We start from the raw sequence: 17,924 nt of genomic DNA, 5'->3' as shown, positions 1-17,924 counted from the left end.
AAACAATCAATGAAAAATTTTACTACGCTGAATGATGTTTTTTATTATGCGAATCGAGCATACGGAACCAAAGAAATGTTCTTTGGAAAAGATGCAGGAAAAAACTTTTTTGGTCGTACGTTTTCAGATATCTTTCATAAAGCAGAAAACCTCGCATTATCTCTGTTACAAATGGGTTTACAACCGGGTGATCGAATTGGACTTATGGCGGACAACAGAACCGAATGGGCCATTGCAGACATAGCAACTCTGTTAAACGGTGCTGTGAATGTACCAAGAGGATCCGATTCCACACCACAAGAAATTGAATATATTCTAAGCCACTCCGAAAGTAAATACTGCTTTGTAGAACATGAAAAATTATATGAATCTTTAAAACCTGTCCTTTCCAACACAAAGGTAGAAAAAGTAATTATTTTAGATCCAGGTTTCAGGTCTAGTGACAACTTCGCTATTCCAATGGATACACTGGTGAAAGAAGGAGAGGCTTTAAGAAAAAATCTTCCTTCCTTAGAACTTCGTTCAAAACAAGTCAAACCAGATGATTTGTTTACCATCATTTATACTTCAGGAACTACCGGGATGCCAAAAGGTGTAATGCTTACCCACCAAAACATGGTATACAATGTGGTCAAAGTTCCGCCCCGTGTTGGATTAAAAACATCAGATAGAACTCTTTCTATCCTGCCGGTATGGCATATTTTTGAACGCGCCATTGACTATGCAATTATTGCAGAAGGTGCATCCATAGCTTATACGAATATTAGGGATCTAAGAGACGACTTCCAAAAAATAAAACCAACCTTTATGGCCTCTGCTCCAAGACTTTGGGAAAACCTTTATCTTGGCATCAAACAAAAGTTAGAAAAAGCGCCAGAAAACAAACGTAAACTTTTTGACTTTGCTTATGATGTTTGCAAAAAATTTAAAGACGGACAGGACTACCTTGCGGGTAACAAACTCCTAACTAAAGAGGAATCCCCATTTGAAAGAGCAAAAAATACTGCCCTTTCACTAGGATATGTATTCAATCTATTTTTACTCGCTAAAGTATTAGATGGACTGGTATTTTCTAAAATCAGAGATGTACTTGGTGGCCACCTAACGGGAACTATTTCTGGTGGAGGTGCCCTTCCCGCTCATGTGGATGAGTTCTTTAACGTAATTGGAATTCCTGTGTATGAAGGTTACGGAATGACAGAATGTGCCCCGATCATTTCTGTTAGGTCCGTCGGAAAAGTAGTCCAAGGTTCTGTGGGAAAATGGCCGGATGGAACGGCCGTCAAAATTGTGAATGAACAAGGAGAATCGGTTCCGAAAGGAAAAATGGGAATCATTCATATCAAAGGCCCACAAGTAATGAAAGGTTATTATAAAAATGAAGAAGCAACTTCCAAAGCAATTCATGACGGTTGGATGAATACTGGAGATCTAGGATTCATTTCATTTAACGACACTTTGTCTGTGCGAGGAAGAGTCAAAGACACCATTGTCTTACTCGGTGGTGAAAACGTTGAGCCTGTCCCAATTGAAAACTTACTTTTGGAAAATTCTCTCATTAACCAAGTGATCGTTGTTGGACAAGACCAAAAATCCCTTACGGCTCTCATTTGGCCAGACAAAGATCGAATGAAGGAAGTAGGACTGCAAATAAAAGAAGGTGAGGATTTAAACCAAAACAAAGAAGTCAGACTCTACTACCAAAACCTGATCAAAAAACAGATCTCCTCTGAAAATGGATTCAAATCTTTTGAAAAACTTTCTGATTTTCGTTTTTTACCAAAAGCAATGGAAGTGGGTGAAGAACTGACGAATCTATTCAAAATGAAAAGAAACGTCATTCACGATAAATATAAAGATCTTATCAAATCTATGTACAACTAAAGAGAATCTAAAATGGTTCCAAGAACTTCTCCCAATTCCTTAGAAAGATTGGGGAGGTCTTGGAGTTTCCTAAGTTCCCCTTTTGCCAATTTAGGGAGGTCTCCCTTTTGTTTAGAAACAGGTGAAAATAGTTTAGTTAATGATGCAGCCATTTGTGGATTGATTTCATTCAGAACTCTAATCCTTTCCGCAAGGAAAACATAACCACTCCCATCTTCTTTATGAAAACTCAATGGATTTCTCGCCAAACTAAAATACAAGGAACGAACTTTATTAGGATTACGTATATTAAACTGGGGATGTTTTTCTAATTTTTCAGCAACTTGAGAACGATCTTCCCCAGAACTTACTTGAGCTGCAAACCAAACATCTAAAACCAAATTGTCTTTTTTCCACTTTTCATAAAATGAATGAACAGAATTTTCCTTTTCCTTCGATTCAATTTCTAAAAGATATCTCATAGCCGAAACTTCTTCGCTCATATGTTTGGCTTCTCTTTGTTCCATCACAGCCAATTTTTCAAACTTTTTTGAAGGATCATATAACAAGTAATAAAGAGCCGTATTTTTTAGTTTTCGTTTTCCAATTTCTTCTTTGGTCTGGATAGGAATGGTTTTTCTGTTTTCCTCAAGTAGAATTTGAAAGTTTTTGGTAAAGGTAGTGGCAATCGTTTGGAGAGCCCAAACTCTTAGTGTCTGAATTTTGGTAAATTCATAACAATTCAAATTCTCACTAATTTGTGTTAATCCTGGAAATGATAAATAAAAACTAAGATATGTTTTTTCCCAATTTTTAGTAAAAGATTCTGCAATCGTTTCTAAAATTTGAGAAAAGTTTTCTTCCTTTCCGGAAATTAAAGACTTACGAAACCAATCGAAGATTAAATTTTGAAAGGCAAAAAACCTCGCCACTCCATCTGTTTCTACCCTTGCTAAGGTTTTAATTTCTTCTACGGATTGATTGTAATCCAAAAGTACCGGACTGGAAAGAGATCGAAATAAGGAAATGATAGGTTTAGTTCCTTTCGAATCTAAGGCAGGAATTCGAATTTGATCCCTCTCTCCTGTCATTATTCTTTTATATTCAGAAATTAGGTTTCCATTTAAATCAAAAACAGCGAAGGAATTCGAATAAACTAATGGATATTCAGCGGCGCCTGTATCAACGATATCGAAAATCCATTCATTGGTATCCTTTGTATAATCTTCTTTTACTGAGATCAAAGGAGTCCCTTTTCGATGGTACCAATTTCGAAGGTAAGGAATGGATTTACCTATTACTTCTTCCATTGAAGTGATAAATTCATCATAGGTAACGCCCATACCATCATACTTAGAAAGATAATGTTTTAATCCTTTTTTAAAGTTTTCTCTACCTATGAGTTCGGAAATCAATCGAATGACTTCGGCTCCTTTTTCATAAACTGTCACAGTATAAAAATTATTCATCTCCTTATAGGATTTAGGAAGGATGGGGTGTGACATAGGACCTTGGTCTTCAGGAAATTGGAATTCTTTTAAAAACAAAACATCTTTGATTCTTTTGACAGAAGGATCTGTCATATCTTCAGTGAACCATTGGTCACGAAAGACTGTAAGACCTTCTTTGAGTGTTAGATTGAACCAATTTCTAAGAGTGACTCGATTTCCTGTCCAGTTATGAAAATATTCATGGGCAATCACGGCAAGAATCGATTCAAAACTTTCGTCTGTTGCTGATTTTTTATCAGCTAATACTAGTTTTGCGTTAAATAAATTTAAGCCTTTATTTTCCATCGCTCCCATATTAAAATCTTCGACGGCAACGATCATAAATAAATCTAAATCATATTCTAATCCAAAAGTGTCCTCATCCCACTTCATCGCTTTTTTTAAAGAATCAAAAGCAAATCCGACCTTTTCTTCATTCCCTTTTTCAACAAAAATTTTTAGGGTAATAAAACGACCAGATTTCGTTTGAAATGAATCTTTGGTCTCCATAAGTTCGCCGGCAACAAGTGCAAAAAGATATGATGGTTTTGGAAAAGGATCTTCCCAGATAACTTCTCGTTTTCCATTTCCTAATTGGTTTTCTCCCACTAAGTTTCCATTGGACAACATCACAGGAAACAGTGATTCCTCACCTGCTATGGTGACACGAAACCGCATCATATTGTCTGGTCTATCGATGGAATAGACAATTTTACGGAATCCTTCCGGTTCGTTTTGGGTACAAAGCATAGATCCCGATTTGTACAAACCTTCGAGTGAAGTATTTTTCGCCGGACAAATGCGGTTTTCAACAGTCAGCCGAAAGCTTTTTTTAGGAGGTTCAGAAATAAGTATTCCCGAGTTTGTAACTTGGTATTCATTAGGGTCGAGAATGGCCCCATCCATACGGAGGGATAAAAACTCTAACGATTCTCCATAAAGAAATAATGGTTCTATTGTTTCGGCTTGGAGGATTACTTCATATTCGGCTCTGACAACTGTCAGGTGCAAATCTAAATCAAATCGTAAATCGACTTTGGGTGTAAGCCAAGGGTTTGGCTTGTAGTCTTCCAGTTTGTGAACCAATGAGGAGGATGAGGATAAGGTCATCCTCCTTCTTTATAGGATGACCTATCCCAGAAAAGTGAATTTTAGTTCTGTTTCTCTTTTCTTTTATCCTCGGCAAAGGTAACTTTTAAATTCCTTCCATCGACAGGTTGTCCATTCATCTGGGTCACTGCCTCTTCCGCTTCCTCTGGATTCGCATAGGTAATGAAAGCAAAACCTCTAAAATTTCCAGTTTCCCGATCATGAATCATTTTCAGATCTTGAATTACTCCGTAAACGGAGAAAATCTGGCGTATATTTTCTTCCTTAAGGGAAAATTTCAAATTTCCCACATAAATTTTGTTAGAAACCATTCCTGTCCTCGTAAAACACAATGCACGCCCCCATGTTCTGGGAGCCGGGTCGATTAGATACAATCGAAAGAAAATGTCAACATCAAATATTTCTTGCTAATTCTGAAAGATGGCAATTTATTTGAAACGCTTCCCAGGTATCCTCTTGAACGAAAAACCCTATATCTTATGCATCGATGATGAATTCTTCATTCTTTGGAATCTAAAGGAACAATTAAAGAAAGTCTTTGGATCCAGTTTTACCATCGAAACTGCCGAAAGTGCTGAAACAGCAAAAGAAATTATGAAAGAAATTGCGGGTACCTCCGCAGACTTAGCGGTTGTAATCTGTGATCATGTCATGCCTGGTCAAAAAGGCGACGAATTCCTTATAGAAATGCAGGAAAGCCATCCTCGTACGAAAAAAATTATGCTTACAGGTCAAGCACCAGCTCAAGCCATCGGAAATGCCCTGAACCACGGTTGTTTGTATCGATACCTATCTAAACCTTGGGATGCACACGATTTAGAATTAACCATCAAACAAGCCATTGACGCTTATTTCCAAGAAAAAACCTTAGAAGAAAAAAATAAGGAACTAGCAGACAATCTCTATTTTCATCGAGATTCAAAATTTCCCAATTTTGAATCATTAGTAAAACAACTAAAGTCTCAAAGAGATCCAAATAAAAACCAATCTATCCTACTCATTAAAATTGTAAGTTTTCCCATTATCATCAAAACCTTTGGAATTGAAGTTTATAGAAAACTATTTAAAAAATTATTACAACTCCTGACTGTTCACTTACAAAACGAAGAGAAAGTATTCCATATTTATTCAGATGAAATAGCAGTATTATCTGATCTCCCCGAACAAAGCTTAGTGGAAAAAATCCGCAGTTTTCGTATGATTTTAAAATCCGATGATTTATTTTTGGATGGAGTGGGATTTCATTTGGACTGTCGTTATTCTTCTGCAACAGGACAAGAGGATTGTTTTTACAAAGCAAAACTGGCACTTTTCCGTGCAGAAGCACAAGGATCTTCGGATTTTGTATCATATACAGATGAACTATCCATAGACAATCACTTACAAAACTTTCAACTCAGTCAAAAAATTCAATCTGCGATCACAAATAAACAAATTGTTCCTTACTTCCAAGGTATTGTCGACAACCAAACCAAACAAATTAGAAAGTTTGAATGTTTAGCAAGAATCAAAGATAGAGACGCTATCCTAACACCCGACGCTTTCCTAAAGTTAGCAAGAGTTACAGGGAGCATTCGTATGATTGGGTTACAAATGATCGATGAATCAATGAACTATTTCTCTGATAAACCATTTGATTTTTCGATTAACCTAACTGAATCTGAATTGGAATACAAAAGTTTCAGCAAATGGGTAGAATCAAAATTATCACATTACAAAATTGACCCAAGCCGAGTTACATTTGAAATTTTAGAAGATATTAGTTTTTCTGAAAACAAATATAGTTTATCAACCATTCGTGACCTAAAGAACATTGGTTGTGAAATTGCCATTGATGACTTCGGTGTCCAGTATTCTAACCTTGCCAGATTGTTAGAATTCGAACCTGATTATTTAAAAATTGATGGCCAATTTATTAAAAACCTACCGGAAAACAAAACCGCTTACCTCCTTGTACAAGGGATTGTAGAACTAGCTCGGGGAATTGGTGCCAAAGTAGTGGCAGAGTTTGTGGATCGCCCTGCCATTCAGGATATGATTGAAACCTTGGGAATTGAATACTCCCAAGGATATCTGTTTATGAAACCTTCCCCAGCTCTTCCAGCAGCGGCCAATTTACAGTTGTAAGGTGATACCGAAATTAACCTGACGAAAGGGTCCAGGTTGGATTCCTTCTGGCAACCGTGAAGAAATATACTTTCGATCTTGTAGGTTTTTTCCAGAAAGAAACACCGACCAATTATCCTTTTTGTAGCCTATGTTTGCATTTACTAATTCGTATGCAGGAATTTCTCCGTCTAAACCCGATACATCAGATTTAATACCAGCATAATTCAAAATAGTTCTATAATCGGCTGTGGAACCTGCCGTATCATACCAACTCACAGTTTTTGAATTTTCTAAATCGTGAAATTGTTTTGAAAAATATTGCCATTCAATTCTAGCATAAAAACCTGTGCTCCGACTCGAAATTCCAAGAGAAAGTGTAAGGATATCTCTTGAAACATAAGGAAGACGATTTCCATTTGTGTCAACATGTGCAAATGGATTGGAATCACCTTTGGTCCATGCACCTAGGTTATAGGTATATTGATTTGATTTTGCTTCTGTCCTTGTATAAATAATATCTAAAGGGATTAGATAGTTTAACTTCCAAAATTGTCCAAAGTCAAAAGTCATATTGGTTTCCACACCACGATGGATGGACCTTCCTGCATTCACAGGTCTTGACCCTAAGTTTCCGCCAGCCGCAGAACTATTGATGATTTGGTCTTCGAAGTTTAATAGATAACCTACCAATTGACCACTAAAGTATTCGGTAATATCTCCCCTAATACCCGTTTCATAGTTCCAGGAACGTTCTGGTTTTAATACTAAATCTTCTGCTGTAGGTGAAATGGCAGATTCATACCGAGGAGGTGAAAATCCTCTATGCACTCCCGTAAACCAAGTCATATTCTTTGCAAAATCCAAAGTAGTTCCAAAACCAGGTAAAACAATTTGGTTTTTAGCTGTGGCAGTTTTATCTAACTGTACGGTTGGATTGGTACCAGAAAAATAATCAAAGGTAGCTGGATCAAAATCTCTTCGTGCACGATTGATGGAGCGTGTTTGTGTAAAGGACTCATATCGCACCCCAGGGATTACAGAGAATTTTTCTGTTAGGCGGATTCTGTCCTGCAAATATACAGAAACTGCTTTGGCTGACCGCCTTTCATCATCCCTAAGTTCTCCACTATTAGCCAAACTTGTTTGGGATTGTAATAAAACAGCAGGTGTAGATCCCACTCCATTGGGGTAGACTACAAAATCAGGTGTCGTTGGACCATTTAGAAGTTGGACCTTTGCCATATCCAGATGGTAACGAGTTCCCAAATCAATTTCGTGTTTGATTGAACCAGTTTCAATTTCGGTTTGTAATTTAGTTTCGATACCTGCAAATTTATAGGTTCTGTCTCTATGAGCGTTTGTTCCTCTCATCCAAATGGTGTCCCCTGGCCTTTCTGTGTAAGGTTCTCCATCATAGGTAGCGAGTGTATCCGTTGGTTTGGTGCTCCCCCGTGAATTTCGTGAATAATTCTGTCTTGCCCAGTTCCTTTCGGTATAGGCTGAATACACACGAGTGATGAGTTTTGATTTTTCGGAAAGGCTCCATTCATGTCCTATAGAAAAACTATAACGTTCGATGGTTCTTTTATCATTTTGTGCCGGGTTGTCTTTAGGATTGTTTTGAAACATTCCGGTGGTTAGACCTACATAGGTGGCTTGGGATTCTTGTTGGTGGAATCCTACTTTGGTAGTAATGTTATGTTTTTCATTTAACTGGTGTATGGTTTTTAAATTGGCTTCATTGACAAAGTAACCTTGGTTGGCACGAAAACCATCACCTTGTTTTCTAAGTACATTCACATCAAATCCGGTATTACCAAAAGTTCCTCCGTAGTTTACCATTTGGCTGAAGTATGCGTTCTCTCCACCTATGGTTTGGATATTTAAGGTAGGATCTTTAGGAGGACGTCTTGTGATAAAGTTTACAACTCCTCCAATTGTAGATGGTCCAAAAAGAATCGAACCGGAACCCTTTACTACTTCAATTCGTTCCATACGTTCAATCGAAGGAGTATAATACATCTCTGGTTCCCCATAGGGGTTTAGCGATGTAAAGAGTCCATCTTCTAAAATAAGAACCTTTCTGGAAACCTCTCCACTCACTCCCCTGAATCCTAAATTCATAGTAAGACCTGCAGGATCTTGGTAACGAATGTTAGCTCCTGGTACACGACGTAAAACTTCCATATTGTCAGTGGGCCTTGTTTCTTCTAAAAACTTTTTAGTAATGATGGTGGCAGAACCTGGAATTCTTTTTAGATCTTTTTTATCCCCGATCACACGAATTTCTGCTTTCTTCCATTTCGGATCCTCTGGATTCTCTTCTGGAATCTCTAATGTATCCTTAGGAAAAGGTTCTTGGGATTCTGGATTTTGTTTAGAGTTTGCTTCCTGTGCCTGTAACTGTATCGTTTCAGGGACCGTGATCAGGGCAATGACCAAAATACAATTGAGAAGTAGTTTCATTTTCATATAATTATAATTTTGAGACTAGAGTTCATTTAATGACAAAGGGAACAACTGAAAATTGCGACAAGGAACCCCAATGAATCCAAAAAAACGCTATTTAGACCACAGGTCCAAAAACACGAAACTAGCTCACCGAATCTTATTAGTTTTTGACTTATTAGCTATTGCAGTCCTTATTCCGGTTCTTTACGGTTCTGGATTTTTAGCAGAAGATCCATTGGTTTTTGTATTTGCAGTGGGAATGATGGTTATCTTTTTTGTATCCCCTCATTTCCTACTCTTTATTTTTTTAAAACCAAAATGGTCTGACTTCGATACCAATTTGCGAGTTATCCAACTTGGTGAAAAAAACAAAATTCTTAGAACCATACCATTTGATTCCATCAAATTTATTTCTTTATCAGAATATACTTATACTGTTAATACTAAAAACGGATCTCGAACAATCACTGTTTATACCGTTTTAGGTCATTTGGATGGGGAATCTGTACATCTAGCAGAATCTACAAACTACCCAGAGATTCGTCTCATGAGTGAGTCCATCGCAAAAATATTAAAAACTTCAATTCAAAATGAAACTAATGAATTGATCCCGTATACTGAACTTGATCTACCGATTCACAAACGAAAACGACCAAAAGAAATATTGGAACCAGAAATCACATTTGATACTCATTCGCAAGTCTCGATACAAAGAACTAATTCAGAGAGCCTCCTTAAATCTAAATACCAACCCAAAATTTTTGTATTTGTTGGAACTACTCTTAGTTTTGCACTCACTCTTATCATTCATTTTGTTTTTGGATCTGTTTTTGAACTTTCGGTAGATTCCTGGCAAACGTTTCCTCCCACGATTGTACAATTAGGATTTTTAATAGTTTCCTTATTATTGGGATTTTTTCCCATTACATACGTTTGGTGGAATTATAAAAAAAGAAAAGAAATTCGCATCAAAAAAGATACATTCTTTTGGAATGACAAGGCATACCGATTTCAAGATTGGGAAGAAATTTTACTCAAAGAAAATATATTATATATTGTAAATGACACAAAAACTGAAAAACACTCGTTATTTTTCTTTTGTCAACCTGGAGATTATTTAGCTGTTCACCATTGGATAATAAAAGAAATCGTTTTTTGGTCAGGTGATAGTGCGGATTTTAGTCGGTTTTAGAAAATAAAAAAAAGACAAACCTTACAATGATTCTGTTTGAAATTGTAAAGTTTGTTTTTCTGATCCTTCGATTGGAAAAGAAACTACTGACCAGGAACTGCTGGCACTTCTTTTTTCTTTTTATCCTTTGAAAGTAATCCCTTTAGTTTTTCTTGAGTCTCTGGATCTTGGAGTTTTTCTTTTCCCATTTGGATCGCTTTTTGGCCTTCTTCCGAATTGGCTTTTTCAATGATTTTACTCATTAATCCAGGTTCATCCGATGATCCCTCTTTGGTCTCTGCACTCGCACAACTAAGCGAAAACAGTAGAATGATAGCAATTAAGATAGTTTGGTGTTTCAGTTTCATTTTTTCCATAACAGGAGGAATTTAAGTACTAAAAATCAATTCGTCAATGGAAAAACAAAATCGTTTGTAGAAAACAAGGCAGTCTCTAAAACCATTCCTGGATCGACATTACAAACCAATGCCAAAGGATCATTCATGAATCAAAAATCGATGGATCAGGATACAGCACAATTAGAGGCTTTAGGACTGAGGTCTGAATTTGACCGCAGTATGAGTTTTTGGGAAAATTTTTCCTTGGGATTCACTTATCTTTCACCGGTTGTGGGTGTGTATTCCGTATTTGCCTTAGCCATCCAAGCCGGTGGCCCTCCCATGATTTGGAACTACCTACTAGTAGGTTTTGGACAATTTTTAGTTTGTTTGGTATTTGGTGAAATCGTTTCCCAGTATCCCATCTCGGGTGGAATTTATCCGTGGTCTCTGCGTTTGGTGGGCGAACGATGGGCCTGGATGTCAGCTTGGGTGTATGCCTGGGCATTATTTACCACTGTGGCTGCGGTAAGTGTAGGCGGAGCTCCCTTTCTTAGCCAACTGATCGGAATTGAATTTGGGAATTCAGGATTTATCTGGATCGCCATTCTTATGATTCTTATTTCTACGATTCTTAATTTGAGTGGAACAAGACTACTTGCACAAGTTGCGTTTTTCGGATTTTTATGTGAACTGATTGGGGCAGTCGTCGTTGGCGGTTATTTATTATTTTTTGCAAAAGTAAATTCCATATCTATCCTATGGAATACTTTTTCTTTTGGGGAAGGTGTAAATTATTTTCCAGCCTTCCTTGCATCTTCTGTGGCAGCCATGTTTTGTTATTATGGATTTGAGGCCTGTGGTGATGTCGCCGAAGAGACACCAAACGCTAGTGCTGCGATTCCAAAATCCATGCGTATGACAATTTACATTGGTGGTGGCGCTGCGACCTTTGTTTGTTTAGCACTCTTACTTGCAGTTCCTAATATTGATAAAGCCATCTCAGGGGAAGATAGTGATCCTGTCACCACCACCCTTGTTTCGGCGATGGGAATGACAGGTTATCGTATGGTCATTGGAGTAGTTATGATTTCTTTTTTGTCATGTTTACTCAGTTTGCAAGCAGCCGCCAGTCGCCTTTTATTTTCTTTTGCCAGGGACGGAATGATTTTTGGAAGCAAATACTTAAATCATCTTTCCAAATCAAACAAAGTTCCAGTCAATGCTCTCGTGATCACTGGACTCATTCCGATTTTAATCGCAAGTATTGGTCATTGGTTACAAGATGCAGTCACTACCATCATTAGTTTTGCTTCTGCCGGAATTTATATTGCATTTCAAATGGTTGTTCTTGCTGCCTTATATGCAAGGTATCAAGGTTGGAAACCATCTGGTTCCTTTACCTTAGGGAAACTAGGAATTTGGATTAATGTTTTGGCTTTGTTATATGGGTTGACAGCGGTTGCCAATATGGTCTGGCCAAGAACTCCCGAAGAACCCTGGTATATCAATTACGGAATGATTTTCACAACACTCATTGTGATCTCCAGTGGTTTACTTTATCTCATAATTAAAAAACCACATTTACAAAGAAACATTTCTTAAAAGAACATATTTCAAAAAAGTGTTTCATTTTTATTTGGGATAGAAATTATTCTCTTTCCCAAATAAGATACTCACCACTATTTATTTCTTCTTTTAAAATAATCCTGAATCCTGGTAGGTAACTTCCACCAAACCCATGAAATGTGATTAGTTTAGTTCCTGGACTAAGTAAAAAAAGTTTTTGTTTTAGAATTTCTAAATCTTTTAAAAACTGGTGTGCCGATTTTTTTTTGGAAGAATCTATAGAATGACTTCCTTTCATCGTTTCGTACAAAGGATTAAAACAAAAATAATGAGAGTGACCAGTTGGAAATTCATTTAAAAAATCTGTATTTTTAAAATTAACATCCGGTGTATTCCAAATTTCCTTTAAAGACTCAGATATTTTAAGTAATTCTTCTCTATTTTCTATTCCTAAAATATCAATTGAATGATTCGATACTTTTGAAAGGTAAATACAGAATTTACCAACTCCAGAACCTAAATCAACAACGGAAGTTACTTTATCCTTCGATAAATAATTCCATGTCCTTTCAATGACAGAAATCGGTGTCCACTGGTAAGGGGAAAGTAATTGAAATTTTTTAGGAAGATAAGAATCCCAAAGTTCATCTGTCATTGGATCCCCTACGACCATTTTCTTTCTTTGGCTCAAAAATTGGTTTCTCATTTCATCCCATTATGTTAGAACTTTCGTTTATGGACCAAAAGATTCAATATTTGAACCAAATGATCGAAATCATCGATAGTAAAGTTACGATTTTCAAGAAAAACAAGTCCAAAATACCGCAAGCCGCGTATGTTGCTGAGAAACAGGTTCTCACTCGTACCATCCAAGATACAATAAAACTAGCAGAAGAAATAAAACCTGTTCCCTTTTCCCTTATTAATGATTTGAAATCTCTGATCAAACAATTATAATCAAACATTGCTTCTTTAGCGAGTTTGTTATGAATCAAAACGATTGTTACCAAGTACCTGTGATCATAGGTGCAGGAATTTCCTCTGCTTCCATTGTTATGCTAAATCCCAATGTAGTAGTCTTTGATAAGGGAAGATTTCCAGGAGGTAGGTTATCTAGTAAATATGGGATTAATCCCTCCCCCTTTGATTTTGGGGCAACCATGTTTTCTGACCTTATGGATGTTCGTTGGCTTGGACAAGAAATGAAATATTCCATTTCAGAAATCTGGAAATCTAATTCAGTTCATATACCTACCAGACCAATTTATGATGACACACATTTTTATCCAGAAAATGGTATGGGTAACATAGTTTCCTCTATGTTAGGTGAAAATAAAACAATCCAAAGCCATAAATTAATAAAAATTGAAATGGTTGATGAAACAACCTGGAAATTAGAATTTCTAGTTTCGGTAAACAAACAAATAAAAACTATAACAGCAAAAAACATTATACTGACGATTCCTATTCCACAAATTTTAGAAATCCTTCATTTTTCAGAAAAAAATCAAAAATTAAAACACTGGAGCGATTTTTTAGGAAATTACAACGATTACCGAAAAACATTAGTTAGTTATTTCTATTGGGACAATTGGAAACCAAATTGGAAAGAACTTTTATTAAATCCAGAGGCCTCTATTCCCGTAACAACGTTACTGAACCGAGGTGAGGATTGGGAATATCTAAGTTGGGAAAGTTTAAAATACAATAATAAGTTTGTTAGTGGTTCAGCACTTCTTGTACAATTTGGGTCCCTATTTTCGGAAAATCATTTTGAAGATTGGATGGATGAGAACAAAAATCCAAAACCAAAATACAAAGAATTACTCATTCAAGAATTAAAAAAAAGATTTGGAGCACCAGAACCAAACATTATTTGGCAGCACCGGTGGAAATATGCACAAGCACAAATCCCCCTATTGGGTAAGGAGGGTGCATTGAATTTAGATATTGAAGAATTTGAAGTATGGAAAAAACTCGGCAAAGAAACAGGCATTACCATTCTAGGTGATTGGCTTTTTGGAGCTAGAATAGAAAGAATTGTGGGCGGTATTTCATTTTTAACCCACAACAACCTACTACATTAGTATATAAGTTTATTCTTGTGCAAGTAATTCTCGAAACTGATTCACTCGTCTCCGATTGGCAAAGATATCCCATAACCCAAGTATCGATTGAGACCTGATTTGAGCTTCTTGTTTATCTTCTGGAAAATAAATTTCCACCCGATCTGGAAACCTAAAAACTTTTGTGAAAAAAATCACACGTATGTATTCCCCTTCTTTTTCTTCACTGATCCAAATATTCTCAGAATCGTGGAAATATTTGGATATTCTTTCAAATGCAATTTTTCGAGACGTAGTATAAGAAATGGGATCCACCTTGTGGACAAAGTTGTATTGCATACTTTGACTAGAAACGCAGTTAGGTGATGGAGGGCATCCTCTTAGTTCCCCATCCGTAACTCCAGAAAGTGGGCTTAGAACACTCATACAACAAATAAAGAAAACTGATATTGCGGCTTCCATACCTCCTAAATTTGAAAACGCTTGAATTTTTACTTGCAGAATTTATAAAAAACGTCATTTTTATTGGCTCATGAAACGAATCCAAAAATACTTTCTATCGGCATTGATCATTAGTATCATTTTACTTATCATCATTTCCTACTATTTTTCCAGTTTGGTTTTGTACCCCAAGGTCAAATGTAATCCGGAACACCATGTCTATTGTGACGGTCCCAATGAATTAGGATTAGAATTTAAAGAAGTCGAAATCATAACGGAAGACAAACTTAACCTTGTTAGTTATTGGATACCCGCCAAACAATCTAATATTACGATTATACTGGTACATGGTCATGGAGGACAAAAAAATGAGGGCCTTCGTTTTGCTAAAAGTTTACACGAAGCAGGTTATAATTTACTTCTTTTAAGTTTACGAAGAAACCATGGTGGGTTTGCCTCAATGGGATTTCATGAACAAAAAGATGTAGAAGCAGCTCTTACCTATCTAAAAACAAAAGGTTACAATCAAATTGGAATTTTTGGGTTTTCAATGGGTTCCGCAACAAGTATCATCGCAATGGCAAACCATCCAGAAATTCAAGCTGGCATCTTTAGCAGTGGTTACGGTAGCGCCATTGATGTATTAGTAGAATCTGCCAAAAGAGATTTTGGAATTCCATACTACCCACTCATTCCAGTCGTAAAACTAGCATTAAACCTACGCGGAAACATGGATATTGATTCAGTTAGGCCCATTGATAAAATTGCATCTATTAGTCCGAGACCCATAACCATCTTTCACTGTACAAAAGACGATTATGTGGATTACCATCATGCCTTAGATTTATACGCAAAAGCAGGTGAACCCAAATCACTTTGGTCACCTGAATGTAATCGCCACGAACGTCTTTGGAATTTTGCCCCCAAGGAAGCCGAATTCAGAGCGGTTAGTTTTTTTCAGAAGTATTTGAAATAACAATATATGAGAAAAATAATTGCCGCCATCAATATGACACTTGATGGCTATTGTGACCATACATCAGGGATTGCTGACAAGGAAATTCATCAACATTATGCTGATCTTTTGAGAAGTGCTAGTGTCGTTTTATACGGAAGGATCACTTACCAACTAATGGAGTATTGGCGGACTATTTTAGAAAAACCTATAGGGGAAGAAGATATGGATGACTTTGCGAATGCCATTAATGACACACCTAAGATAGTTTTTTCCCGCACACTACAAAACCTAGATTGGAAAAGTGCAACATTAGCTACGAGTGATCTAAACACAGAAGTATTGCAACTGAAACAGCAATCAGGTAAAAATGTTTTTGTTTGTAGCCCAAGTTTAATCCTTGCTTTAACTAAACTGAACTTAATTGACGAATTCCAACTTTGTGTTCATCCTGTGATCGCAGGAAGTGGATTGACTCTATTTAAAGACATAAAGGAAAAAATAATTCTAAATCTTATTAAAACTAAAACATTTAGCTGTGGTGCCGTCCTTCATTATTACGAACCTAAAAAGGCAAGAAAAGTGGATTGACCTTAAAAGTTCATAGTATAACGAGTGAAATTATACAGTTTAATGATAGTAACATAGAATATCCATACCTTTTTAGTGTTCCTACGTTCATTTTTTGACATTGCGACAATACCAAATTAACAACTTTGTCATTTATTAACATAAAGTCATAAGGAGACATTATAGCTATTCTCAGAAGTTCCTAATATTATTTTAAAAAGTATGACAAATCCAATAAACAAAAATAGGATGCTTTTCAGAAAACAGCAAATTAATTATAAAAGGGCCTTTGCCTCATTTCAAAGAATTCGTTGCATATCCTTCAACTGAAAAACACCTAATAAAAAAGTAATATTCATCTCTAATAAAAGGATTCTTTAGTCCCTTTTTACCTGGTGCTTTAGAAATAGCATCTGTAATAGCATTTTCTAGTTTTGGTATAAGTGGTAAAGGGAAGTATGCACAACTTCTTCCTTGAACAAAAACATCTTCACTGCCTATTTATTGCGGCTCTAAGATTATTTGCCTATACTCACCCCAACTAATGCAAGATATGTTAAAAAAATAGATTACGAAAATTAATTTCTGTTTACTCATATTTAATATTTACACACTGCAAAATTAAGTATTTCAGATAAATCGAAACACCTACATTCTCAAATTTGACTCTTTTGGATTTTATGCTTAATTCACTAAATGCGTTTTCCAGAATATTTGGATAAGTAAAACTACAAAATTGGAATTCATTTCTATTTTCTACAATTAAAATTTCGCCTGGCTCCATGTAACCGATATTCTTAGCCATTGTTCTGCATGCCACATTGCCAATTAACAATATTGAACGAAATAAAGATATTTTTCCCATTACAATAATGTATAAATAAAATAACTATAAGTCAAACCATTTCAAGAATTTTTTAAATAAACTAAGAAATTCTCATTTTATGATTTACCATTTAACACCTGTTCTCAATTATAAGGTTAACAGCTGTATAATTAAACAAACAATGAATAATTCGATTATTAAAAACGCTTCATATTTTATAATATTAGCACTTTCATTGGTATTAAACTTAGTTCAAATTTTAATTTTTCAAAAAAAATGAACGTTTGGTGGAAAAAAGAGAAACGCCAATTGTTAAGAATAATTGTGAAAACGGCAATAATACGAAAAATTCAAGCCAAAATGGTTACCATAAAACCAAACAAACGTTGGTTGTTTACGTAAAGCCACACCCTCCAACTTTTCACAATGGAAGATATATAAATTATAATGACTATTATGTGATAGAAGTAGGAAGCAAAAAAAAAGTCATCTTTACAGAAGAATATATGAATAAATGGATAAAAACCGAAGTAGATTCGGAAGCAATAGTATGGAAATAATTTTAAAATCATTTTTTACTGTAATAATATATATTTCAGCTATCTATCCGAGTTTTTTATTTTCTCAATCGGAAAAAGAAAAAAAGGTGATCTTAATAGACACCGACAAATCGATCTATGGCGAATATTTGGATGCAGGGAATAACTGGTTTATTCGAAATGACACGAAAGGGATCTCAATCGATAAAAAGAGAGTATTAGCTGTAATTGATAAAGATTATTATGATTTAATTAAAACAAAATCTGCCATAAAAAGCTCATACGAGTCTCTAGTCTATTTCGATTCTTCTGCTAATTACCAATGGAGTGAAGATAGAATTAAACTCCACAATGAAAATTTATTTTTCCGTATAACAAAAAATTAGCTTAATTTTTGTTACGGCATACTTTTACAACGAAAGCATA

16 protein-coding genes are annotated in these 17,924 nt (G+C 35.8%); 10 read left to right on the top strand and 6 right to left on the bottom strand.

What is annotated here, in order from left to right; translation table 11 throughout:
* Positions 1–9 precede the first annotated feature (9 nt).
* The gene (locus EHQ31_RS02430; protein WP_135569241.1) at positions 10–1,884 is read left to right on the top strand and encodes an AMP-dependent synthetase/ligase; all 1,875 of its coding nucleotides are present in this window, start codon (positions 10–12) and stop codon (positions 1,882–1,884) included.
* On the opposite strand, the gene pepN is transcribed toward EHQ31_RS02430, so the two are convergent.
* The gene (gene pepN / locus EHQ31_RS02425) at positions 1,881–4,463 is read right to left on the bottom strand and encodes an aminopeptidase N (protein WP_135569239.1); all 2,583 of its coding nucleotides are present in this window, start codon (positions 4,461–4,463) and stop codon (positions 1,881–1,883) included. The genes EHQ31_RS02430 and pepN overlap by 4 nt on opposite strands.
* Before the next feature lie 41 nt (positions 4,464–4,504).
* Complete coding sequence (locus tag EHQ31_RS02420; protein ID WP_002974517.1) at positions 4,505–4,774, bottom strand: RNA recognition motif domain-containing protein; 270 nt, start codon at positions 4,772–4,774, stop codon at positions 4,505–4,507.
* A gap of 145 nt (positions 4,775–4,919) precedes the next feature.
* Between EHQ31_RS02420 and EHQ31_RS02415 the strand changes: the two genes are divergently transcribed.
* The gene (locus EHQ31_RS02415) at positions 4,920–6,590 is read left to right on the top strand and encodes an EAL domain-containing response regulator (RefSeq protein ID WP_135569237.1); all 1,671 of its coding nucleotides are present in this window, start codon (positions 4,920–4,922) and stop codon (positions 6,588–6,590) included.
* On the opposite strand, the gene EHQ31_RS02410 is transcribed toward EHQ31_RS02415, so the two are convergent.
* Positions 6,579–9,038 carry a TonB-dependent receptor domain-containing protein gene (locus EHQ31_RS02410; RefSeq protein WP_244247239.1) on the bottom strand — a complete coding sequence of 820 codons (2,460 nt, stop codon included), beginning with the start codon at positions 9,036–9,038 and terminating at the stop codon, positions 6,579–6,581. The two genes, EHQ31_RS02415 and EHQ31_RS02410, sit on opposite strands and share 12 nt — an antisense overlap.
* Positions 9,039–9,117: 79 nt before the next feature.
* On the opposite strand from EHQ31_RS02410, the gene EHQ31_RS02405 reads away from it, so the two are divergent.
* Positions 9,118–10,215 carry a hypothetical protein gene (locus EHQ31_RS02405; protein ID WP_244247238.1) on the top strand — a complete coding sequence of 366 codons (1,098 nt, stop codon included), beginning with the start codon at positions 9,118–9,120 and terminating at the stop codon, positions 10,213–10,215.
* 83 nt (positions 10,216–10,298) lie between these two features.
* Here EHQ31_RS02405 and EHQ31_RS02400 read toward each other — a convergent pair whose 3' ends face one another.
* Entirely contained in the window at positions 10,299–10,562 is a 264-nt protein-coding gene (locus EHQ31_RS02400) for a hypothetical protein (protein WP_135569233.1), read from the bottom strand.
* A 135-nt stretch (positions 10,563–10,697) separates the two neighbouring features.
* On the opposite strand from EHQ31_RS02400, the gene EHQ31_RS02395 reads away from it, so the two are divergent.
* Entirely contained in the window at positions 10,698–12,137 is a 1,440-nt protein-coding gene (locus EHQ31_RS02395) for an APC family permease (protein ID WP_135569232.1), read from the top strand.
* A gap of 46 nt (positions 12,138–12,183) precedes the next feature.
* On the opposite strand, the gene EHQ31_RS02390 is transcribed toward EHQ31_RS02395, so the two are convergent.
* On the bottom strand, positions 12,184–12,807 hold the full coding sequence (locus EHQ31_RS02390; protein ID WP_135569230.1) for a methyltransferase: 624 nt from the start codon (positions 12,805–12,807) through the stop codon (positions 12,184–12,186).
* 11 nt (positions 12,808–12,818) lie between these two features.
* On the opposite strand from EHQ31_RS02390, the gene EHQ31_RS02385 reads away from it, so the two are divergent.
* Entirely contained in the window at positions 12,819–13,058 is a 240-nt protein-coding gene (locus EHQ31_RS02385; protein WP_135569228.1) for a hypothetical protein, read from the top strand.
* Positions 13,059–13,087: 29 nt separating this feature from the next.
* On the top strand, positions 13,088–14,188 hold the full coding sequence (locus EHQ31_RS02380; protein ID WP_135569226.1) for an FAD-dependent oxidoreductase: 1,101 nt from the start codon (positions 13,088–13,090) through the stop codon (positions 14,186–14,188).
* Positions 14,189–14,197: 9 nt separating this feature from the next.
* Here EHQ31_RS02380 and EHQ31_RS02375 read toward each other — a convergent pair whose 3' ends face one another.
* Positions 14,198–14,629, bottom strand: a complete 432-nt coding sequence (locus EHQ31_RS02375) for a DUF1499 domain-containing protein (protein ID WP_135569224.1) — start codon at positions 14,627–14,629, stop codon at positions 14,198–14,200.
* 70 nt (positions 14,630–14,699) lie between these two features.
* On the opposite strand from EHQ31_RS02375, the gene EHQ31_RS02370 reads away from it, so the two are divergent.
* The 4 genes from EHQ31_RS02370 to EHQ31_RS02350 all read left to right on the top strand — a co-directional run bounded on the left by EHQ31_RS02370 (position 14,700) and on the right by EHQ31_RS02350 (position 17,884).
* Positions 14,700–15,584 carry an alpha/beta hydrolase gene (locus tag EHQ31_RS02370; protein WP_135569221.1) on the top strand — a complete coding sequence of 295 codons (885 nt, stop codon included), beginning with the start codon at positions 14,700–14,702 and terminating at the stop codon, positions 15,582–15,584.
* A gap of 6 nt (positions 15,585–15,590) precedes the next feature.
* On the top strand, positions 15,591–16,154 hold the full coding sequence (locus EHQ31_RS02365) for a dihydrofolate reductase family protein (protein WP_135569219.1): 564 nt from the start codon (positions 15,591–15,593) through the stop codon (positions 16,152–16,154).
* A gap of 1,092 nt (positions 16,155–17,246) precedes the next feature.
* Entirely contained in the window at positions 17,247–17,519 is a 273-nt protein-coding gene (locus EHQ31_RS02355; RefSeq protein WP_135569215.1) for a hypothetical protein, read from the top strand.
* A complete protein-coding gene (locus EHQ31_RS02350; RefSeq protein WP_135569213.1) occupies positions 17,510–17,884 on the top strand; it encodes a hypothetical protein in 375 nt (124 codons plus the stop codon). The genes EHQ31_RS02355 and EHQ31_RS02350 overlap by 10 nt, the downstream gene beginning before the upstream one ends.
* Positions 17,885–17,924: the final 40 nt, after the last annotated feature.

The sequence above is a fragment of the Leptospira montravelensis genome (assembly GCF_004770045.1).
Taxonomy (GTDB): Bacteria; Spirochaetota; Leptospiria; order Leptospirales; family Leptospiraceae; genus Leptospira_A; species Leptospira_A montravelensis.
Note: the sequence above shows the minus strand (reverse complement) of the source record. Positions and strands in the feature narration are given on the sequence as shown.